19 protein-coding genes and 6 tRNA genes are annotated in these 20,247 nt (G+C 43.1%); 20 read left to right on the forward strand and 5 right to left on the reverse strand.

The window, feature by feature from the left end; translation table 11 throughout:
* Nucleotides 1–67: 67 nt before the first annotated feature.
* Together DW917_RS04765 and DW917_RS04770 are read right to left on the reverse strand one after the other, a co-directional pair.
* Nucleotides 68–1,006, reverse strand: coding sequence for a ribose-phosphate pyrophosphokinase (locus DW917_RS04765; protein ID WP_118116922.1), 939 nt, complete (start codon nucleotides 1,004–1,006; stop codon nucleotides 68–70).
* Nucleotides 1,007–1,067: 61 nt separating this feature from the next.
* A complete protein-coding gene (locus DW917_RS04770) occupies nucleotides 1,068–1,676 on the reverse strand; it encodes a thiamine-phosphate pyrophosphorylase (protein WP_022110724.1) in 609 nt (202 codons plus the stop codon).
* Nucleotides 1,677–1,784: 108 nt separating this feature from the next.
* On the opposite strand from DW917_RS04770, the gene nspC reads away from it, so the two are divergent.
* The 20 genes from nspC to DW917_RS04875 all read left to right on the forward strand — a co-directional run bounded on the left by nspC (nucleotide 1,785) and on the right by DW917_RS04875 (nucleotide 18,018).
* The gene (gene nspC / locus DW917_RS04775; protein ID WP_118116923.1) at nucleotides 1,785–2,960 is read left to right on the forward strand and encodes a carboxynorspermidine decarboxylase; all 1,176 of its coding nucleotides are present in this window, start codon (nucleotides 1,785–1,787) and stop codon (nucleotides 2,958–2,960) included.
* A gap of 191 nt (nucleotides 2,961–3,151) precedes the next feature.
* Nucleotides 3,152–3,224: transfer RNA gene (locus DW917_RS04780), tRNA-Gly, on the forward strand.
* Nucleotides 3,225–3,295: 71 nt separating this feature from the next.
* Nucleotides 3,296–3,379, forward strand: a tRNA-Leu gene (locus DW917_RS04785).
* Between the two features lie 26 nt (nucleotides 3,380–3,405).
* Nucleotides 3,406–3,481 (forward strand) — tRNA-Gly (locus DW917_RS04790).
* A 34-nt stretch (nucleotides 3,482–3,515) separates the two neighbouring features.
* Nucleotides 3,516–3,597 (forward strand) — tRNA-Leu (locus DW917_RS04795).
* Nucleotides 3,598–3,617: 20 nt separating this feature from the next.
* Nucleotides 3,618–3,701: transfer RNA gene (locus DW917_RS04800), tRNA-Leu, on the forward strand.
* 26 nt (nucleotides 3,702–3,727) lie between these two features.
* Nucleotides 3,728–3,800 (forward strand) — tRNA-Gly (locus tag DW917_RS04805).
* A gap of 41 nt (nucleotides 3,801–3,841) precedes the next feature.
* Nucleotides 3,842–4,381, forward strand: coding sequence for a hypothetical protein (locus DW917_RS04810; RefSeq protein ID WP_118116924.1), 540 nt, complete (start codon nucleotides 3,842–3,844; stop codon nucleotides 4,379–4,381).
* 21 nt (nucleotides 4,382–4,402) lie between these two features.
* Nucleotides 4,403–4,834, forward strand: a complete 432-nt coding sequence (locus DW917_RS04815; RefSeq protein WP_118116925.1) for a single-stranded DNA-binding protein — start codon at nucleotides 4,403–4,405, stop codon at nucleotides 4,832–4,834.
* A gap of 13 nt (nucleotides 4,835–4,847) precedes the next feature.
* On the forward strand, nucleotides 4,848–6,170 hold the full coding sequence (gene gldE, locus DW917_RS04820) for a gliding motility-associated protein GldE (protein ID WP_118116926.1): 1,323 nt from the start codon (nucleotides 4,848–4,850) through the stop codon (nucleotides 6,168–6,170).
* 123 nt (nucleotides 6,171–6,293) lie between these two features.
* Nucleotides 6,294–6,926 (forward strand): 4'-phosphopantetheinyl transferase family protein, encoded by a 633-nt coding sequence (locus tag DW917_RS04825; protein WP_118116927.1) that lies wholly within the window; start codon nucleotides 6,294–6,296, stop codon nucleotides 6,924–6,926.
* 3 nt (nucleotides 6,927–6,929) lie between these two features.
* Nucleotides 6,930–8,150 (forward strand): esterase-like activity of phytase family protein, encoded by a 1,221-nt coding sequence (locus DW917_RS04830; protein ID WP_118116928.1) that lies wholly within the window; start codon nucleotides 6,930–6,932, stop codon nucleotides 8,148–8,150.
* 424 nt (nucleotides 8,151–8,574) lie between these two features.
* Nucleotides 8,575–8,745, forward strand: coding sequence for a hypothetical protein (locus DW917_RS17510; RefSeq protein ID WP_167639522.1), 171 nt, complete (start codon nucleotides 8,575–8,577; stop codon nucleotides 8,743–8,745).
* Nucleotides 8,746–9,167: 422 nt separating this feature from the next.
* A complete protein-coding gene (gene mtaB / locus DW917_RS04845; protein WP_118116930.1) occupies nucleotides 9,168–10,505 on the forward strand; it encodes a tRNA (N(6)-L-threonylcarbamoyladenosine(37)-C(2))-methylthiotransferase MtaB in 1,338 nt (445 codons plus the stop codon).
* 86 nt (nucleotides 10,506–10,591) lie between these two features.
* Nucleotides 10,592–11,479 carry a TIGR01212 family radical SAM protein gene (locus tag DW917_RS04850; protein ID WP_118116931.1) on the forward strand — a complete coding sequence of 296 codons (888 nt, stop codon included), beginning with the start codon at nucleotides 10,592–10,594 and terminating at the stop codon, nucleotides 11,477–11,479.
* 104 nt (nucleotides 11,480–11,583) lie between these two features.
* On the forward strand, nucleotides 11,584–12,609 hold the full coding sequence (locus tag DW917_RS04855) for a glycosyltransferase family 2 protein (protein WP_118116932.1): 1,026 nt from the start codon (nucleotides 11,584–11,586) through the stop codon (nucleotides 12,607–12,609).
* A gap of 144 nt (nucleotides 12,610–12,753) precedes the next feature.
* Nucleotides 12,754–13,977, forward strand: coding sequence for a DUF4861 domain-containing protein (locus DW917_RS04860; RefSeq protein WP_118116933.1), 1,224 nt, complete (start codon nucleotides 12,754–12,756; stop codon nucleotides 13,975–13,977).
* A gap of 341 nt (nucleotides 13,978–14,318) precedes the next feature.
* Nucleotides 14,319–15,137 carry a gliding motility protein GldB gene (locus DW917_RS04865; RefSeq protein WP_118116934.1) on the forward strand — a complete coding sequence of 273 codons (819 nt, stop codon included), beginning with the start codon at nucleotides 14,319–14,321 and terminating at the stop codon, nucleotides 15,135–15,137.
* Nucleotides 15,138–15,367: 230 nt separating this feature from the next.
* Nucleotides 15,368–17,557, forward strand: a complete 2,190-nt coding sequence (locus DW917_RS04870) for a S9 family peptidase (RefSeq protein WP_118116935.1) — start codon at nucleotides 15,368–15,370, stop codon at nucleotides 17,555–17,557.
* 191 nt (nucleotides 17,558–17,748) lie between these two features.
* The gene (locus tag DW917_RS04875) at nucleotides 17,749–18,018 is read left to right on the forward strand and encodes a PqqD family protein (RefSeq protein WP_118116936.1); all 270 of its coding nucleotides are present in this window, start codon (nucleotides 17,749–17,751) and stop codon (nucleotides 18,016–18,018) included.
* A gap of 267 nt (nucleotides 18,019–18,285) precedes the next feature.
* Here DW917_RS04875 and DW917_RS04880 read toward each other — a convergent pair whose 3' ends face one another.
* From DW917_RS04880 to DW917_RS04890, 3 genes are read right to left on the reverse strand one after another with little or no spacing between them, the layout of a single operon-like run.
* Complete coding sequence (locus DW917_RS04880; RefSeq protein ID WP_118116937.1) at nucleotides 18,286–18,774, reverse strand: S24/S26 family peptidase; 489 nt, start codon at nucleotides 18,772–18,774, stop codon at nucleotides 18,286–18,288.
* A gap of 21 nt (nucleotides 18,775–18,795) precedes the next feature.
* The gene (locus DW917_RS04885) at nucleotides 18,796–19,707 is read right to left on the reverse strand and encodes a hypothetical protein (RefSeq protein ID WP_370453515.1); all 912 of its coding nucleotides are present in this window, start codon (nucleotides 19,705–19,707) and stop codon (nucleotides 18,796–18,798) included.
* Nucleotides 19,704–20,225: a hypothetical protein gene (locus tag DW917_RS04890; protein WP_118116938.1), complete on the reverse strand. Its 522-nt coding sequence runs from the start codon at nucleotides 20,223–20,225 to the stop codon at nucleotides 19,704–19,706. Before DW917_RS04890 ends, DW917_RS04885 begins: the two co-directional genes overlap by 4 nt.
* Nucleotides 20,226–20,247: the final 22 nt, after the last annotated feature.

Genomic DNA, 20,247 nt, shown 5'->3' on the forward strand with positions numbered 1-20,247 from the left:
AATTAAAAGGGGTGCGTCACAGACTTATGACACACCCCCTTCTATATGGATAAATAATTTCTTTTTTTTATACGAGATACTGAGAAGAGATACTCTCGTTATCTTCTACACGGCGGATAGTTTCTGCAAACATATCTGCGATTGTAAGCTGCTTAACTTTTTCGCAACGCTTGGTGTAAGGAATTGAGTCGGTAAATACGATTTCCTCAAGAGCTGATTTCTGAACGCGTTCAGAAGCAGGACCGCTCATCACGCAATGTGAAGCACATGCACGTACGGTTTTAGCACCAGCTTCCTTCATGATATCAGCAGCTTTTGTGATAGTACCAGCTGTATCAACCATATCATCGATGATGACAACGTTCTTGTCTTTTACGTCACCGATAATCTGCATGCTGGCTACAACATTTGCACGGGCACGAGTCTTGTTGCAGAGTACGAGTGGGCAACCGAAGTACTTAGCATAAGTGTTAGCGCGTTTAGAACCACCTACGTCTGGAGAAGCGATAACCATATCTTCGAGCTGCAAACTCTGAAGATAAGGGAGGATGACGCCAGAAGCATAGAGGTGATCAACAGGTACGTCGAAGAAACCTTGAATCTGATCAGCGTGGAGATCCATGGTGATCAAGCGGTCGATACCGGCAACGCTCAACAAATCAGCAACAAGCTTGGCACCGATGCTGACACGTGGCTTGTCCTTGCGATCCTGACGAGCCCAACCAAAGTAAGGAACAACTGCGATAATATGACGAGCTGAAGCACGCTTAGCTGCATCAATCATCAGAAGCAATTCCATCAAGTTGTCTGAATTAGGGAAGGTGCTCTGTACAAGGAAAACATCACGTCCACGGATAGATTCCTCAAAAGATACACCAAACTCACCATCAGAGAATTTGGTTACTACCAAATTACCCAGCGGGCAACCTAAACTAGCGCAGATTTTTTCTGCAAGGTATCTCGAGTTAGTACCAGAGAATACCAAAAAAGAGTTTTTGTCACTCATTTGAATTTTTGTTTATGTGTAATTAAATTATTATTACGAATATTTATGATGAATAGCAATGTCAGTTAACTGCCTTGCGTAATTTCTCGAAATGATTGATTACTTCTTTGTAATCTCTTTCGTTGTGAATATCAAATCTATTCCAAAGGTCACCACATATTACTATTCCTCCAAAGCCGAGCGCTTTAGCTATTTTGACATTTTCCAGACTCATGCCTCCAAGAGCATATACTTTTTTGTCGATAAGCCCTTCTTTGGCTGCCAATTCTAATTGGTTGAGAGAGAAAGATGATTTTTCATCTTTGAATTCTATGCAGTCGAAAATGTTTTTCAGAAAAACATATTGCGATTTTTTCTTCATTTCTTTCAACTGAAGAAGATCTGTGCATGTACGACTGTATTTCCCTTTGTATCCTTCTGGCAAGGCAGCGCTTGGATTGTCTATATGAATGCCGGCCAAATCATATTCCTGCTTGAGGTAATAATGATCGTGTACTGTGATCTTACGATAATAGTCCTCAGGTAAGAGTGTGAGTAGTCGCTCAGAGAACATTGGTGATGCCCCCGGTTTAAAAAGATGCAAATTGTCTAGTCCTTCATCAAACAATGAGGATAGGATTTTATCTTCTTCCACAAAGAATGTGGACTTCGTCATTATTACTAATTTCATAGTCTTAAAAACTTTTCTGTTGCAAAAGTATTAAAAAAAACGCAAACTTGCAATTATATTGGAGATAAAAAGCTATCTTTGCACCATAAAATTAATATTTATCAAGACATGCAAGTAAATTTAGAGAATTTTAAGGAGATTCGCACTCCAATTTACGTATTGGAAGAAAGTAGACTGAGACAAAATCTATCGCTGATAAAGAGCGTGGCTGATAGGGCTGACATGGAGATTATTCTGGCATTTAAGGCTTATGCGCTTTGGAAGACTTTCCCGATTTTCAGAGAATATATTTCTTCGACAACAGCAAGCTCTTTGAGCGAAGCAAAGCTGGCTTTTGAGAAATTTGGAAGTCCTGCCCATACTTTTTCTCCAGCTTATACTGATGATGAGATTGATGAAATTGCCCGTTGCTCAAGTCATCTGACGTTTAATTCTCTTTCTCAATATGAGCGTTTTCATGAGCGTGTAGCTACTGTTAACCCAAGCATCAAATTGGGACTGAGAGTAAATCCGGAATATTCTGAGGTGGAAACGTTGCTGTATAATCCCTGTGCGCCTGGTTCCCGATTTGGTGTAACTGCAGATAAATTGCCTGAGATTTTGCCTTCGGATATTGAGGGCTTCCATTGTCATTGCCATTGTGAGAGTGGGGCAGATGTGTTTGAAAGGACGTTAGTACATATTGAGGAGAAGTTCGGCAAATGGTTTTCTCAGTTGAAATGGATTAATTTTGGTGGAGGTCACCTGATGACTCGTAAGGATTATGATGTATTACACCTTATTAATATAATAAAGGAGTTTCATCTGCGTTATCCTCATCTTCATGTCATCATGGAGCCGGGTAGTGCCTTCGGATGGCAGACGGGACCTCTCGTTTCTCAGGTTGTGGATGTGGTGGAAGACCATGGTTACAAAACCGCCATTCTGGATGTCAGCTTTACTTGCCACATGCCTGATTGTTTGGAGATGCCATATCATCCGGCAGTACGCAATGCCGAAACCATCGAAATGGAAGATATGATGGAGAAGCCGGAAGGAGATCACGTTTACCGTTTGGGAGGAAACAGTTGTTTGAGTGGTGATTTTATGGGATATTGGAAATTTGACCATGAACTGGAAGTAGGCGAAAAAGTGATTTTTGAAGATATGCTGCATTATACGACCGTTAAGACAAATACTTTTAATGGCATTACGCATCCATCTATAGGAATCGTGCATTTGGATGGGAATTTGGAAATCCTGCGAGAATATGGGTACGAAGATTATCTGAACCGAATGGATTAGACTGGTAGGAAAAGGACCATAAAAGTTCAGTTTTTGCAGATAAAACGATGAAAAATGCGTATTTTGCCTTTAAAAACAGACAAAATGCGCATTTTCTTTAAAAAAAGTCTTTGAAAAATTTGGTAATTCAGAAAAAAGTAGTACCTTTGCACCCGCATTCAGAGGAATGCTCCTTGCTAAGAGGAATAGCTGCGGAAATAGCTCAGTTGGTAGAGCACAACCTTGCCAAGGTTGGGGTCGCGGGTCCGAGTCCCGTTTTCCGCTCGATTTTTTTTGAAACAGCATCAAGTTTTTATCTTATGTATTGAAATTGATGTAAGCAACATTATTATAATGGAGAGGTGGCGGAATTGGTAGACGCGCTACTTTGAGGGGGTAGTGACAATTGTGTCGTGGGAGTTCGAGTCTCCTCCTCTTCACAAAAGAAAGGTTGCTTTGTTGATTTGCGGAAATAGCTCAGTTGGTAGAGCACAACCTTGCCAAGGTTGGGGTCGCGGGTCCGAGTCCCGTTTTCCGCTCCAAGAGTGCTATAAGATTATTGTTTTATAGACTTGAGCCCAAGTGGCGGAATTGGTAGACGCGCACGTTTCAGGTGCGTGTGTTTCACAACGTGCAGGTTCGAGTCCTGTCTTGGGCACTATTTTTAAATTTGATGTTGGAGAGGTGGCGGAATTGGTAGACGCGCTACTTTGAGGGGGTAGTGACAATTGTGTCGTGGGAGTTCGAGTCTCCTCCTCTTCACAAAAGAAAGGTTGCTTTGTTGATTTGCGGAAATAGCTCAGTTGGTAGAGCACAACCTTGCCAAGGTTGGGGTCGCGGGTCCGAGTCCCGTTTTCCGCTCTTTTTTCTTTAATATTTAAAAAGAGAGAAACATACCCACTATGAATTTATATATTAGATATTTCGATAAGGAAACCTTTGTTTCTTCTGTCGACCAAGCGATAGATTTTTTAAGTCAAATTCCAGAAATAGGAATGAATCCTGATTTGGAAGCAGATATCCGTGATTATGCTGCAAGTGATGTATGCTATCCTAAAAGATATAAAGTACGCCCAAGAGTTTATTTTATTATCATTAAGACAGCTGCTGCATGTATGCAGGATTTTAAGGATAAGAAGGCTTTGCGTACTGTGCCTTCTGAGCGTCATGATAATCCTGCAAGTCCAGTAAACCGTTTGACTGAAGAGCGTCCGGGCTGGTATGAAGGTTCGCTGGATTTCAAGCGAGTTGTAATGGTGCCTGCTACAGGTAAATTTGAGTATCGTGACACTCATTTTGTGGCAGACGTTAAAGCTATGTCTGGAATAGATTGCTATGAGAGAATCGTAGAGCATCTCCGTGGTAGGGTAGATTCCAGAAGTCAGTTCCCTTCTGCAAAGGGTAAGAATTTCCAGTTCCGTTATTTGGGAATGTGGAAATAATTTCATTAAAAATGTTTTGATATGAATAAGGTTATGTTAATTGGTAATGTCGGGAAGGATCCTGATGTTCATTATTATGATGCTGATCAGGCTGTAGCGCAGGTTTCTCTTGCGACAACAGAACGTGGATATACATTGGAAAATGGTATGCAGGTGCCTGATCATACAGATTGGCATAACCTTGTCTTTTTTCGTGCCTTGGCTAAATATGTAGAAAAGTATGTGCGTAAGGGTGACAAACTTTATGTCGAGGGTAAGGTGCGTTACCGTACCTATGATGACAAGCAGGGGAAACGTAGATATGTAACTGAGATTTACGTGGATAATATGGAAATGCTTGTATCCAAGTTTGCTGCTTCACGTACGAATGAAGCAAGTAATGCCCAAACTGCTGCCAAAGCTGAGGCTCAGACTTCTCAGGAAGAGAAGGAACAAGATAGTTTACCATTTTAATTAATATATAAAATTGGATATTTCAACTATAACTGAGGCCTTTGATGATGTTGCTTTTTCATCGCCTTCATTGGGGGTTGTTTTTGCTGCCGTCTTAGCGGCAGTATTACTGTTGGTGTCTGCGTTTGCAAGTGGTTCTGAAATCGCTTTTTTCAGTCTTTCACCTACAGATGTTGATGAACTGGAAGATGAGAAAACAGAAACAGACCGTAAGATTCTGATGTTACGTGAGGATTCTGAGCGTACTCTTGCTACCATTCTCATCGCCAATAATTTTGTGAACGTCACCATCATTATGCTTTTAAACTATGTTTTTGCTGGTGTGGTTCATTTTGGAGCAAAAGCGTATTGGCTGCAATTTCTGATTATTACAGTTCTGCTTACGTTTCTTCTTTTACTTTTTGGTGAAATCATGCCAAAAGTGTATAGTCGTAAGGATCCGTTACTTTTCTGCAGGCGTTTTGTAGGAGGCATTTTGATTGCCCGTAAGATTTTCTGGCCTTTGGAAAATGTGCTCCTGAAAAGTGGAATGCTTGCCGAAAAGGTAGTGAAGAAGGAAAATCACATCTTGAGTGTTGATGATTTGGAACAGGCTTTGGAACTAACAGACAAGGATGATATCAAGGACGAACAGAGTATGCTGAAGGGTATTATCCGCTTTGGTGACGAGACTGCCAAGGAGGTAATGACGAGCCGTCAGAATGTAGTAGATCTGGATATTCACAGTACTTATCCTGAGGTTCTGAAATGTATCGTGGAAAATAACTACAGTCGTATTCCTGTTTATCAGGACAATACCGACAACATTCGCGGCATTCTGTATATCAAGGATTTGCTTCCTCATTTAGGAAAGCCGGCCTCTTTCAGATGGCAGAGTCTGATTCGTCCGCCTTATTTTGTGCCGGAGACCAAGAAGATTGATGATTTGCTGAGAGAGTTCCAAGAGAATAAGGTGCATATCGCCATCGTGGTAGATGAATTTGGCGGCACGAGCGGCATCGTAACTCTTGAGGATATTCTGGAGGAAATCGTAGGCGAAATTAATGATGAGTATGATGAGGAGGAAAAGTTCTACTCCAAGTTGAATTATAATACATTTATTTTTGAGGGTAAGACTTTGCTGACAGATTTCTGCAAGATTCTGAATGTTGATGATGAGGAATTTGAGGAAGTGGAAGGCGATGCCGATACTTTGGCCGGATTGCTGCTTGAAATCAAGGGTGATTTTCCAAGTATCCATGAGAAAATCGAATATAAGAATTATTCTTTTGAGGTTTTGGGGGTTGAGGAACGCCGTATCAGTAGGATCAAAGTGGTGGTTCTTCCCGGTAAATAATTTGTTGAGGCTTTTTAAGATTGATTATAATAAGAAAGAGGGTCGAGATTGCTATAATCTTGACTCTCTTTTGTTTTTCTCGATTTTTTTTCGTAATTTTGTCCCCTATAAAATCAATTGGTTATGGCATTAATAAACGTAAGAGAAGTTTATCCTGGAGTACATTTGGGATTGTGGCAAATCGGAGAGTCTGTAAGCGACTTTCTGGAGAGCTATCCTTGGATGAAAGTTTATATTAAAGATTTGGAACTCTATAAAAGTGAAGGGCGAAAGTTGGAGTTTCTTGCAGTCAGGGCTTTACTCAGAGAGATGCTTCTGATAGCTGGATATTCTGAGGAGCAGATAGGCAAAATCGGAGAAATCACACATGATGAGTGCGGCAAACCTTTGCTCAACAAGTTTAATATCAGTATTTCTCATACCCGGGGCTTTGCTTCCGTCATTATTTCTAAAAGCCGTTCTGTAGCTGTGGATATAGAATATTATAATGATAGGGTGGAGCGTATTGCTTCCAAGTTTTTGAGAAGGGATGAAAAGGCTGAAGGTCTGGATGCTTTGCTGGTTCATTGGTGCGCTAAAGAAACTGTCTATAAACTGTTTTCGGCAGAGAATTTGCAATATGGAGAGATGCGGCTGAAACCGTTCGACCCTATGATGGATTGGAATTGCGAAGTGGAAAACCTGAAGTCGCATAAATCGGTAAATGTGGACTTTGAGTTGACGATGGAGTTTGTTCTTACTTATGCAGCTATGTAAACTATGCTTCGGAATATTTTGCTAACTTGTTTCTTGTGTTTCGGGTATCAGGTGCTTTGGTCTGATACTTTACAGGTGGTGCGGGGTGATGTTGAGGAAGGTCAATGGACAGTCGTTCGAGAGTTTCCTCAGAAATCCTTTCCCCGTTTCGTACCAGCAGGAAACTATAGTGGTATTACTCATTTGCATGATGATGTTTATGCGGTGGTAAGCGATAAGTCTGATAGTGTCTTGTTCTTCAAGTTTCGCATCCAGGTGGATGAACTTACGGGAGAACTTCGGCATGTGGAGAATCTGGGATATGATGTGATGGTGGATGGAAGCCGCTATGATGGGAAATCTTGGATAGGCAAGGATAGGGGCTTTGATTATGAGGCGATTGCAAAAGTTTCCGATTCTACCCTGATGGTGGCAAGTGAGGGATTTTTCAGTATCAGGGAGTTTTTTATCAATCCTTCACCCCGGAATGCGGAATGGAATTCCCGACTCAGAAAGATAGAATGCCCATCTACTGCATTTGCTCCTAACTATGCGTTTGAATCTTTGGCTTTCGATTCTGTCCGTCATTACCTTTGGACGATTTCTGAAAGTACGCTCCAGAAGGATGGGGAACCTGCAACGCCACAGAATGGAGGCGCAAATAAACTACGCCTGATGAGGATTGATATTGGAGATCAGAAGGGAATAGATGCTCAACATTTGGAGGGGATAGGTGTTCTGAGGCAGAATAGTGATGATTCAGATTCTGTAAATGTTGGGGGAAAACACTTTATGGAAGCTTATGCCTACCGGATGGATAAGCCTACTACGAACAAGAAGGCTGAAACGTATGTGATGGGTGTTAGCGAATTGTGTGTCTTGCCGGATGGTCAGTTGTTGGTCTTGGAGCGTGAAGCTTTTATTCCAAAGATGAAATTGGGAGCATTTTGTAAGTGCAAGTTGTATTTGATTAATCCGTTGCAGGAGAATCCGTATCCTATTGAGCAACCTTTCTGCGAAGCTACACCTTATATTAATAAGCATTTGCTTTTAGAATGGAAGACCGGTTTGTCGGTTTTTGACCGCTCGTTTGCAAATTATGAAGGAATGTGTCTGGGACCGAAGTTAAAGAATGGTGATCAGGTGGTGATTCTACTTTCTGATTCCCAAGACCAATATGCAGGCGTTCTTAAAGACTGGTTTAAAACGGTTGTGGTAAGAGAAATTAGAAAGACGATAAAATGAGAAATGAGAAATGAGAAATTAGAAATGAAGAATGTGAAATGAGGAATGAGAAAGGAGAAAAATGATGATTATGATGAGAAAAACTGAGCTTTGAGATGAGAAAAACTGGGGGGGTGAGATGAAAAAACGGAGTTTGAGATGAGAAAAAAGGGATTGGAGTTTCGAAAAAGGATAGTTTTGGAGTAGATGGCTTTGATAGTAAAAAACACGTAAAAGTGTTAATTTTCGGCTGTCTTCGCGCACGGCAAAAACTTTAACTTTTGTTAGCAGTTTGTAAGCGTCTGATTATTAGGCACTTGTAAAAATGTTACAAAAGTACCCCAAAAAAAGTCCTAAAAAAAAGAACAACCTATCGAAAAAATACTTACCTTTGCATCGTTTTAATAAACGAATGATTGTTTTACAGATTTAAAAAGCAAAGAAAATGAAGAAATTAGTTTTAATGTTCGTAGCTATCGCAGCTATCTCTTTCGCATCTTGTGGTAACAAAACAGCTCAGAACACAGCTTCTGCTGATTCTGATACTGCAATGGTTGATACAGCTGCTGCTGATACAGCTGCTGCTGATACAGCTGCTGCTGATTCTGCTAAGTAATCTAGGATTACTTTACGAACGAAAAATGAGAGAAACAACCGCTGGACTTCGGTCTGGCGGCTTTTTTTGTTTTATAGGCTCTGGTGCTTTTCCTGTCTGGTTGTCTGATTGGTTTGATTCTTTCAGTCCCGATGCTTTATAGAATCAGTTTTTTCATACTGCCTATATTAGAAAAGCGCCTTGGTAATTTGCTAATTTCAGAATAATTGTTTATCTTTGCCGAGCTTTTGCTCAGAAGGCTAAAAAACAAGATTTGTGTTCCTTTCTCCTGATGCTGGAGGGATGGGGACTTTTTTCTTGAAAATCAAGATTTGTCTTCCTTTCTCCTGAAACTGGAGATTTAGGGGCTTTCTCTTGAACGCAGAAAGGAGAACCTTTTCGGTTTTGGCCGATTGAAATTTAATAATGTAAATAGGATAATTATGATAGATACAAGTGCCTTTCAAGGCAAGAAAGCTGCTTATTATACTCTGGGTTGTAAACTCAATTTCTCAGAAACTTCCACTTTCGGAAAGATGCTGGAAGACATGGGGGTTGTTACAGCTCAAAAGGGTGAACAAGCAGATATTTGTTTGATAAATACATGTTCTGTAACAGAAGTGGCTGATCACAAATGTCGTCAGGCCATTCATCGTATGGTACGCCAGAATCCTGGAGCCTTTGTGATTGTTACTGGTTGCTATGCTCAGTTGGAATCAGAGAATGTGAGCAAGATAGAGGGTGTTGACCTGGTGCTTGGTGCCAATGAGAAAGCTCATCTGATACAATATCTGAGTGATGCTTGGGCGCAGAAGTATTCAGAAGCGCTTCATCTGCATCATAGTGTGAAGACCAAGGAAATCAAGACTTTCCAGCCGTCTTGTTCCCGTGGCAACCGCACCCGTTATTTCCTGAAGGTACAGGATGGTTGCAATTATTATTGTACCTATTGTACAATACCTTTTGCCCGTGGCAATTCCCGCAATCCAAGTATTGCCTCTCTTGTAGCACAGTCTGAGCAGGCAGCCCGTGAGGGAGGTAAGGAAATCGTTATTACTGGCGTGAATATCGGAGATTTCGGTCAGACAACTCATGAGCGCTTTTTGGATCTGGTGAAGGCTCTTGACGGAGTAGAGGGCATCAAGCGATATAGAATTTCCAGTCTGGAGCCAGACCTCTGTGATGATGATCTCATAGAATATTGTGCCCAGAGCCGGGCTTTCATGCCTCATTTCCACATACCTCTGCAAAGCGGTAGCGACGAGGTGCTCAAGTTGATGCATCGTCGTTATGATAAGGCTCTGTTTGCTCATAAGGTTCAACTGATCAAGGAGAAGATGCCGGATGCTTTCATCGGAGTTGACGTGATGGTAGGCTGTCGTGGTGAAACGCCTGAGTGCTTTGAGGAATGTTATGAGTTTCTGAAGTCCTTGCCTGTTACCCAACTTCATGTTTTCCCTTATTCTGAACGCCCGGGTACGGCTGCGCTTAAGATTCCTTATGTGGTGAGTGACAAGGAGAAGAAGTTGCGCTCCAAGCGACTCCTGGAGTTGAGCGACCAGAAAACGCAAGAGTTTTATGCCCAGTATATTGGTACGGAAGCAGAGGTGCTGTTTGAGAAGGCGCCTCGCGGCAAGGCCATGCATGGTTTTACCAAGAACTATGTGAGAGTAGAACTTTCTCCTGCGCTTGCCAAGGAAGAATATGACAATCAGTTGCTCCGTGTTCGCCTGGGCGATTTCAATCACGACAAAACGGCTTTGAAGGCAGAACTACTCTAAGCGTTGTGATGATGATATCGCTCGAATCATATCGTTCGAATAAAGTCTCGTAAGGTTCGGGTGATGTGTTTATTTTATGGTGATGTATTATGATGTATTATAATGATTTTGGTACTTGGATCCGGAAACAGTTTCCTGATTTCCGGGTTCAGAAGATTTCTATAGATGCAGGATTTTCCTGTCCCAACCGGGATGGGAAAATTTCCAGCGGCGGCTGTACTTATTGTGACAACCGCACGTTCAATCCCAGCTATTGCGACCGCAAGAAGTCTATCTCCGAACAGTTGGAAGAGGGAAAGGCATTCTTTTCCCGTAAGTATCCGGACATGAAGTATCTTGCTTATTTCCAGGCTTATACCAATACTTATGCTAAGGTAGAACAGCTCCGGGAGATGTATGAGGAAGCCCTTCGTGTGGAAGATGTGGTGGGCATTGTGATTGGTACTCGCCCGGACTGTATGAGCGATGAATTGCTGGATTATCTGGAAAAACTCAACAAGCGCACGTTCTTATTGGTGGAGTATGGAATAGAAAGTGCGAATGATGATACTTTGCGTCGCATCAATCGCGGACATGATTTTGCCTGCAGCCGTGATGCGGTAGAGCGTACGCATGCTCGCGGCATCCTGACTGGCGGTCATATTATCATCGGGCTGCCAGGAGAAGATGCGGAGGAGAGTCTCCGTCAGGCTCCTATCATTTCTTCGCTTCCTCTTGATATTCTGAAGATTCATCAGATGCAGATTATCAAGGGAACCCGTTTGGCGCAGGAATATGCTGAACATCCTTTTCATGTCTATTCGGTAGAGGAGTATATTGACGTCATCGTCAGGTTTATTCGTTTGCTGCGCCCGGATCTGGTGCTCGAAAGGTTTGTAAGTCAATCGCCTAAGGAATTGCTCGTGGCTCCGAAATGGGGATTGAAGAATTATGAGTTTACTAATTTGCTGAACAATAGGCTTAAGAGCCGTTAAAGCATTTTTTTATCATTATAAATTCTTAATTATGCCTCAAATCGGGGCATAATTGAATTATTCTTTGTATTTTTGCAGTCAATATGCAAAAGTAGCAATACAAGATGGCAAAAGTAGCAATTGTAATACTAAATTGGAATGGTCAGAAGATGCTGGCCAAGTTTCTTCCGAATGTGATAGAGTATTCCCGACAGGATGCTGAAATCTGGGTGGCGGACAACAGTTCGTCAGATGGTTCCATGCACCTTCTGGAAACTCAATTTCCTCAGGTTAAGACTATCGTACTGGAGCAGAATTTTGGCTTTGCCGAAGGGTATAATCGGGCGTTACGCCAGATAGAGGCTGACTACTATGTGCTTTTGAATAGTGATGTAGAGGTGAGTCATCATTGGCTTACTCCGCTTATCGAGTTTATGGATTCCCATCCTCAGGTGGCAGCCTGTCAGCCGAAATTGTTGGCAGAATATGACAAGGACTGTTTTGAGTATGCCGGCGCCTGTGGAGGTTTTCTGGATAAATATGGTTATCCGTTCTGTCGTGGCAGGATTTTCGGTACGGTAGAACGTGATAATGGCCAGTATGATTACCAGCAGGAGATATTGTGGGCTACGGGTGCGTGCATGATGATCCGTTCTGCGGATTATTGGAAGGCAGGTGGACTTGACGGCCGCTTTTTCGCTCATAATGAGGAGATAGACCTTTGCTGGCGTTTGCGCCTGATGGGGCGGAAAATCTATTGCATCCCTGAGAGTGAAGTATATCATGTGGGTGGAGGAACTTTGCCTAAGAGCAATCCGATGAAGACTTTCCTGAATTTCAGAAATAATCTAACGATGCTTTATAAGAATCTGTCTGATAAGGAGTTATCGCATGTGATGAGAGTGAGATGGTTCCTCGATTATCTGGCTGCTTTTGAGATGTTGCTGCTTCAGCGGAATTGGGGTGATTTCAAGGCTGTGTTCAAAGCTCGCAAGGCATTCAAGGAATGGCGTTCCTCTTTTGATGAGGAGAGAAAGCGTATTCAGGCACAAAGAGTGGAGGAGGAGATTCCGCAGATTTTCCAGACTTCCATATTGTGGCAATATTACGCCAAGGGAGTGAAGAATTTCAAAGATTTGAAAACGACTTGAATGAAGTCTGATGATTCTTCTTGAATGAAGCGTGATAATCCTTCTCGAATGAAATCTGATGGAAGCTTTCGATAAAGCCAGATGGCTTCCTTTGAAAACGAGTAGGCTTAAAAAAATAGAAATAACTTAGAAACTGACTATAAAATGAGACGTATTTATTTATCATTTTTTGCTTTCTTCCTGGCATTAGGAATGGAAGCGCAAACGATGGTGAAGGTGCAGGTGACGAATCCTTCCAAAGTAGAGAGAAACGACGAACCGGTTGTCTTGGATTTGAGCAAGTATGGCGAGGTTTCCAAGGCTGTCGTTACGGTAGATGGCAAGGAAATTCCATCCCAGTTGGATGATCTGAATCGTGACTGCGTAAATGATGAACTTTGTTTTCTGGCCGATCTTGGCAAGAGGGAATCGAAGACTTATCAGATTCAGTTGTTCTCCGAGGGTGAGCAGTCAGCTTATCCTGCCCGTACATTTGCAGAACTGGTTGTGCCAAGCAAGAACAAGAAGTTGGCCAAGAACAAGCAGGATATTTACTTGCGCAGTATTGCCTTCGACAAGAAGACCAAGGATGTCTATCATTTTGTGCATTCTCATGGCGTCTGTTTCGAGAGCGACCTCGTGGCGATGCGTGTTTATTTCGACAATCGGCAGACCATCGACCTTTATGGTAAAATCAATAAGGGACTGGTGGTAGAGGATACTCAGTTTTATCCTTCCGAAGAACAGTTGGCAGCTGGTTCTGGCGACGACTGTCTCTGGGTAGGCAATACCTATGGTTTGGGGGCCCTGCGCGGTTGGGACGGCACGAAATCCCTGTTGCTTACAGATGTGAAATATCAGGAGCAGCGTGTTATTTCCGAAGGTCCTTTGCGTGCCGTGGTAGAAGTGGTGGACAACGGTTGGGTTCCGGCTCCGGGATTAAAGCCAGTAAATGCCACCATCCGCTATACGATTTATGCGGGTCATAGGGATTTTGATGTGGAGGTATTCTTCAATAAGAATGCGGATGATTACGTGTTCTCTACAGGACTTATCAACGTGAAGGGTTCTACAGAAATGTCTGACGGCAAGGGATTGAGAGGCTGTTATGGTAGCGACTGGCCTACGGGCAAGGATGATGGCAAACATAAGTTGGAGACAGTTGGTTTAGGTATTTATGTGCCTCAATCTCATTTCGTAAGCCAGGAGGAGGCCAACAAGGATGTATATACGATGCTGGTGCGCCCTGTAGGAAAGAAGCTGACCTACAAATTGGCTTATACGAGCGCCAATGAAACCTATGGCTTTTCCGGAGAAAAGGAGTGGTATAAGTGGTTGGCGGAATGGAAGAAACTTCAGACTCAGCCATTACAGGTCAAAGTATTTTAAGCAAGACTCAAGTTTGTTTGCTGCAAGAAATTGTTTGCGAGTTTTTCAAAAACGAAATAATAGAAGAGAGACTTTCTGCTGTGGTATTCCTGGCGGGAAGTCTTTTCTTTTTTTTTCTTTTTCCTTCTCCCATCTCCATTTCTCCTTTCTCATTTGTCATTTGTCATTTGTCAATTTCTCCCGTCTTTCTCATTTTGTTGCTCAAATCTCTGCAAATGTGAATATTTATAGAATAAATTCATCTTTTTTGCACATAATTTGTGCTTTTTTAGCTTAAAAACTTGGAATTTAAAATATTTTTTAGTATTTTTGCACTCGTATTAATACAAAATTATAATTACGTGAAGAATTTATATCATATTATCATAATTGCGGCACTTGTCTTGCTTTCTTCGGCTTGTGAATTTAAATTCAAGCCGAATGAGGAGTTTGTTGCTGAACCTCTTTGCGTACAGCGTTATGATCGTTTGGAAAGCCGCTATCTTACTACCGGAGATTTTTCTGCCCTGCAGCAGATGAATACCGATTATCCTATTGAAACCCGTACTCTGATAGAGAAAATGCTCCAGCTGGGTACGATTACCGATGCCAACATCAGCAATCGCTTTCTGATGTTCTTCCAGGACTCTACGCTCCAGGCTCTCATCGCAGATGCTGAGGCTGAATATGCCAATATGGACGATATCAATAAGGAGTTGAAGAAATCGTTTGGTCGATTGCAGGATTGGCTGCCGGAAATCAAGCAGCCTGTTTTCTATGCGCAGATAGGAGCCTTGGACCAGAGTATCGTGATAGGCGAGTCTTCGGTCGGCATTTCACTCGATAAGTACATGGGGTCTAAATATCCGCTCTACAAGAAATATTATAATGCCCAGCAGCGTAGCACCATGAACCGAAACAACATCGTGCCAGACTGTCTCACTTTCTATCTGCTGAGTATCTATCCGATGGATGATTTTGACAACAGACCGCAGTTGGACCGCGACCTGCACATGGGAAAAATCATGTGGACGGTCAATAGGGCGATGAACAGGGAAGTCTTCAATACCCGATATGTAAAGACTATCAACGATTTCGTAAAGCGAAATCCGAGAATTACGGTCAAGCAATTACTGGAAGATGAAGACTATTCTGCTATCAAGGCTTTGCACAAAGATTAGCAGGAACATTCTGAGTTGGGATGAATTTATCCTTGATGTATAGGGGATGAATTCGTCCTTCATTTGTTTTAAATGAGAAATGACAAATGAGAAATGACAAATGAGAAATGACAAATGAGAAGGGAGAAATTAGAAATGACAAAAGAGAAGTCTGCTAAAGAAAAAGGGTGGCAGATTTCAAACAGGAAAAATAAACAGATAATATTGAAGCTTTTTATATAAAGAAAACTATGAAGAAATTTTCTATTTTTATTGCAACTATCATGATGGTGACGGCAATGGAAGCTGCAGAGAAACTGGATCTGAAGAGCATTACTTCGGGCGAATTCTCTGCCAGTTATGTGACGGGAATCAATCCTATCGAAGGTACTGATTTGTATGCTTCTATCAGTAATGACGGCAAGCAGATTGTCAGCTATTCCTTCAAGTCGGGCAAGCAGGTGGCTGTCCTCTTTGATATTCATGAGGCTCAGGCTCCTTTCGAGTCTATTGATGGATATGTGATGAGCCCTGACGGCAAGCAACTCCTGATAATCACCAAGAGCAAGGCTGTGTACCGCAGATCTTTCAAGGCTGAGTATTTCATCTACAATATCGCCAGCAAGAAGCTCCGCAAACTTTCTGAAGGCGAAAACCAGCAGGTGGCTACATGGTCGCCTGATTCCAAGCACATCGCTTTCGTAAAGGATAATAATCTCTTTGTCTTTGATGGCGAAAAGGAAACGCAGATTACTTCCGATGGCAAGTTTAATGAAATCATCAACGGAATTCCTGACTGGGTTTACGAGGAGGAATTTGCTTTCAATAGGGCGTTTGCATGGAATGCTGACGGTACTTCCATCGGCTGGATCCGCTTCGATGAGTCGCATGTGAAGACTTATTCTCTCCAGCTTTTCGAGGGTGCCAAGCCTGCACATCCTGAGTTCCACAATTATCCGGGCGAGTATTCCTACAAGTATCCGAAGGCGGGTCAGGACAATTCCAAGGTGAGTCTCTGGAGTTATGATCTGAAGGCTGGCAAGACTATCCGCCTTGATGTTCCGGTAGATACAGACGGCTATTATCCTCGCATCAAGACTTCGCCAGACCGCAACAGTCTGATTGTCTATACGATGAACCGCCATCAGGACGATATGCGACTCTATTCGGTCAATCCATTCACGGGTGCCAGCAAGATGCTCATCAAGGAGAGCGTGCCTAAGTTTGTGAAAGAGGAGGTGATGGAGAACAGCATCGTGGGCAAGAAATATATCCTCATGCCAAGCGACCGCGACGGCTATATGCATCTTTATCTCTACGATATGAACGGCAAGCTGATTCGCCAGGTAGAGAAGGGAAAATATGATGTGACCGAGATTTACGGAATGGACGAGAAGGCCGGGGACGTGTACTTCCAGGCTGCGATGATCAATCCGCACGACCGACAGGTATATGTGGCTCACAAGAATGGTAAGGTGGAGCGACTCACCGATGCGGAGGGTTCTAATGCTGCCAATTTCTCAGGCGATTTCAGATATTTCGTCAATACCTGGAGCTCTTACAGCCATCCACAGGTGTTTACCGTGCGCAGCAACAAGGGTAAGGTTATCAAGATGCTGGAGGACAACAAGGAACTTTTGGAGAAGACTCAGAAATACAACTGGGGCAAGCGTGAGACATTCTCGTTTACTACTTCCGAGGGCGTGAAACTCGACGGTTGGATGGTGAAGCCTGTTGACTTTGATGCCAACAAGAAGTATCCTGTCATCCTGTTCCAGTATTCCGGTCCGGGCAACCAGCAGGTTCTGAATGCCTGGAATACGGGCAGTATGGGCCAGGGTGGTGCTTTCGACTATTATCTGGCTCAGGAGGGTTTCATCGTGGTTTGTGTAGATGGTCGCGGAACGGGTGGCCGTGGTGCAGAATTTGAGAAATCTACTTATCTCAGACTGGGCGATCTGGAGTCTAAGGACCAGGTGGAGACGGCTCTCTACATGAGTAGTCTGCCATATGTTGATAAGGATAATATCGGCATCTGGGGCTGGAGTTATGGTGGCTTCAATACGTTGATGAGTATGAGCGAAGGCCGTCCTGTGTTCAAGGCTGGTGTGGCTGTGGCACCTCCTACCTGCTACCGTTTCTATGATACGGTTTATACCGAGCGCTATATGCGTACTCCTCAGGAGAATGAGGATGGTTACAAGGTGAATCCTATCGAGCGTGCAGACCGCTTGCATGGTGCCCTGCTGATTTGCCATGGTGTGGCTGATGATAATGTGCATCCTCAGAATACCTTCGAATATTCAGAGGCGCTGGTTCAGGCAGACAAGGATTTCAAGGAGCTGTTTTATACTAACAGAAACCATGGTATTTATGGTGGCAATACGCGCAATCATCTGTTGAGACAGATTGCAGATTGGTTTAAGAGTCACATGAAATAAAAAGGAAATTTCCCTCGGGAAAATCGGTTTCTCCGGGGGAAATTCTTCGGAAAAAAATTGGTTCCTTTCGAGGGGGAAATTCTTCGGAAAAAAATTGGTTCCTTTCGAGGGGGAAATTCTTCGGAAAGAAATAGGCTCCTTTCGGGGGAAGAATAGAATATAAAAGAATAAGAATTAAAAAATAAGGAAAGATGAAAGCAAAACCAGGTTTCAATCTCCGTGTGGTTTGTGGTGAGAACATCATCGTGGCAGAGGGAGAGGAGAATATTGATTTCAGCAATATCATTAGTATGAATGAGAGTTCTGCTTATTTATGGCAGAATATCCAGGGCAAGGAGTTTACTCATGAAGACTTGGTCGGTCTGCTGACTCAGGAGTATGAGGTGGATGAGGCTACGGCGTTGAAAGACGTGAAGGCTCTTACCGAATTATGGTTGCAGGCTGGAATTATTGAAGCATAAATCAAGCGCTTCTGCTTCGGTTTAGTTTTGGGATTGTAAATCGAGCGTTTGTGCTTTGATAGAAGTTCAGGTTTTGAAGCATAAAGGCTTAGAATTATAAATAATAAAAAAGCGGGATTATCTTTTGGAAACTGAAGATAACCCCGCTTTTTATTCTAACATATTCTGCGTATCCACATATTTCTATATGTATCTCATATTCAATAATAGATTCTGCATATATCTCATATTCTCCCTATTCTCTATATTCTTCGTATTCTCTATATCCTACATCGGTCCAAGAATCGGAATCCAGATTCTTCTGTAAGCGGCAAGAAGATATCTGCGGATAGGGAAGAGGTGCATCCAGAGAGCCGAATAAATTTTCCACTTTTTGCTGTCTGTTCTGTCCAGCTTCTTTCTGCCCTTGCGGTAAAATCCAATCACGGATGCTTTCACGTCTTCTATTCTGCATTTTTCTATGCCTAAGTTTCCGTCTCCTCGCAGTATTACTTCCTGGTTCTGAATCTTGATGATGCGATGAAGCACGTAATGCCTGTAGTCGATTTCTGCCAGTACCGCATCGCCCACTTTGATGTCTTTAGCCTTGGTCAGCAAGGCCTTGTCTCTATTGTCTTCCAGGAACGGACGCATGGAGTAACCGCGCAGCAGCAGGGTTACGGTATGACCTTCTTCCAGCAGTTTTACGATTTCTGGGAGAAGTTGGGCGTTGGCAAACTGTATTTCTACAGTCTTTATGGAATGATTCTCTTGCATCGTTTTTTTATTATTTTTTTGTCACGCGGATTTTCCTTCACCTTCTTTGATGGCAATCGCCTGATTACAAACTTCGGCAGCCTCCCGGTTGGGCAGGCAATGGAGAGTGTAGATGTTGGAGGTCTCCACCAGTCGGGTAATCGTATTGCAGAGGTCGTTGAAAATATCCTGATCCCATTTCATGCTCGAACAGGAGGGCAGGAGAGAGGCGAAGGCTTCGATAGGCGAAAGGCGCTCCACCCAGTTGGAACTGGCGCGGTCGATGCGTGTGATGGCTCCCAACTTGGCTTTCACGTTGCGATAGCAAGGGGTTTTGCCGCTCCACGGACTGCCGTAGATGTAAGGCTCTCCGTCGATGAATCTTATGATAGGATTGTCGTCGTTCATGAGGTCGCATCCCTTCAGATATCTCAGCCACATGCTTACCTGTGTACTCTTTCCGGTTCCGCTTTTGGCGATGAATGCGTATCCGTATCCGTTCTGTCTTACCAGAGATGCGTGGATGAGGAGAGTCTGCAGTCTGCTGCCGGCAAAGGCGAAGATGAGCATCAGGGCGTTGTTCAGTCCGAAGCAACGCATGTTGTAGTTGCCGTTCAGGGCGCATCGGCAGTCGCTGAAGTCCTTGTTGGTTTGCAGCAGGCAGCAGCTGGCCCCGTTGATGTCCTTGATGATATACTGGTAGCCTCCGTTGTCGAGTCTATCCACGATGGTATCTCCGTTTCCCGTGTCGAAAGCCCTGATTCTCTTGCGCTTATCCTTGGGGTAGGGTTTGAGGGAATCATCTACAAGCAGACTAAAAAAAAGATGACCCTCCAAAGTGTTGACTCTGAAGGGTTCGAATGAGGTCAGGAGTCGCATGCTGTTGAATGGAGACTCTGCAAAACAGATTCTCACGTTCAACTCTGCGATATTAAAATCATGTGATTCTATCATTTGTTCTTGCGTTGCTTTTTCAGGGCTTTCTTAGCCTTCACTTTCTTTACAGGTTCCTCTATTTCCATAGCTTCATCCATAGGAGCTACAGACTGGAACTGGAATTGCTCCCTGGTCAGTTTTTTGATCTGGAAAGGAGGCAGTTCGCTCTTCTGCTTCTGGTTGTTTTTCTTCTTCTGGTTGTGCGCATAGCGTGAGTAGAGCTTGTTCCACGCTTTCTCCAGTTTCTTCGGGTCGGTATTATATTCCACCATGCATGTGCGGTGCTGCTCTCCGATGTTTGCCAGATAGTCGCGCAACTGGTATGAGTAGTTCTCTCGGCTTACCAGGAAATGATGCTTGCTGGTAAACCATACAGAGTCTAACTCCTGAATGTCTGTGATATAGACTGTGGAGTCGTTGAAAGAAGAAGCAAATCCAAAGACGTATGCTTTTCTCATCTCGTTTTTAGCCTGTGCTGCAAGCGAGATGAGGAGTGTAGCTGCAATAGCTGTGAGTCCGATTTTTGATAATTTCATTTCTATTCTTAAGTTATTTGAT

The organism is Prevotella sp. AM42-24, from assembly GCF_003461825.1.
Taxonomy (GTDB): domain Bacteria; phylum Bacteroidota; class Bacteroidia; order Bacteroidales; family Bacteroidaceae; genus Prevotella; species Prevotella hominis.

Excerpts from the sequence above, each read along its gene's own strand:
- DW917_RS04765 (WP_118116922.1), bottom strand. The coding sequence starts at position 1,006 with ATGAGTGACAAAAACTCTTTTTTGGTATTCTCTGGTACTAACTCGAGA.
- DW917_RS04770 (WP_022110724.1), bottom strand. The coding sequence starts at position 1,676 with ATGAAATTAGTAATAATGACGAAGTCCACATTCTTTGTGGAAGAAGAT.
- nspC (WP_118116923.1), top strand. The coding sequence starts at position 1,785 with ATGCAAGTAAATTTAGAGAATTTTAAGGAGATTCGCACTCCAATTTAC.
- DW917_RS04810 (WP_118116924.1), top strand. The coding sequence starts at position 3,842 with ATGAATTTATATATTAGATATTTCGATAAGGAAACCTTTGTTTCTTCT.
- DW917_RS04815 (WP_118116925.1), top strand. The coding sequence starts at position 4,403 with ATGAATAAGGTTATGTTAATTGGTAATGTCGGGAAGGATCCTGATGTT.
- DW917_RS04825 (WP_118116927.1), top strand. The coding sequence starts at position 6,294 with ATGGCATTAATAAACGTAAGAGAAGTTTATCCTGGAGTACATTTGGGA.
- DW917_RS04830 (WP_118116928.1), top strand. The coding sequence starts at position 6,930 with ATGCTTCGGAATATTTTGCTAACTTGTTTCTTGTGTTTCGGGTATCAG.
- DW917_RS17510 (WP_167639522.1), top strand. The coding sequence starts at position 8,575 with ATGAAGAAATTAGTTTTAATGTTCGTAGCTATCGCAGCTATCTCTTTC.
- mtaB (WP_118116930.1), top strand. The coding sequence starts at position 9,168 with ATGATAGATACAAGTGCCTTTCAAGGCAAGAAAGCTGCTTATTATACT.
- DW917_RS04855 (WP_118116932.1), top strand. The coding sequence starts at position 11,584 with ATGGCAAAAGTAGCAATTGTAATACTAAATTGGAATGGTCAGAAGATG.
- DW917_RS04860 (WP_118116933.1), top strand. The coding sequence starts at position 12,754 with ATGAGACGTATTTATTTATCATTTTTTGCTTTCTTCCTGGCATTAGGA.
- DW917_RS04870 (WP_118116935.1), top strand. The coding sequence starts at position 15,368 with ATGAAGAAATTTTCTATTTTTATTGCAACTATCATGATGGTGACGGCA.
- DW917_RS04875 (WP_118116936.1), top strand. The coding sequence starts at position 17,749 with ATGAAAGCAAAACCAGGTTTCAATCTCCGTGTGGTTTGTGGTGAGAAC.
- DW917_RS04880 (WP_118116937.1), bottom strand. The coding sequence starts at position 18,774 with ATGCAAGAGAATCATTCCATAAAGACTGTAGAAATACAGTTTGCCAAC.
- DW917_RS04885 (WP_370453515.1), bottom strand. The coding sequence starts at position 19,707 with ATGATAGAATCACATGATTTTAATATCGCAGAGTTGAACGTGAGAATC.
- DW917_RS04890 (WP_118116938.1), bottom strand. The coding sequence starts at position 20,225 with ATGAAATTATCAAAAATCGGACTCACAGCTATTGCAGCTACACTCCTC.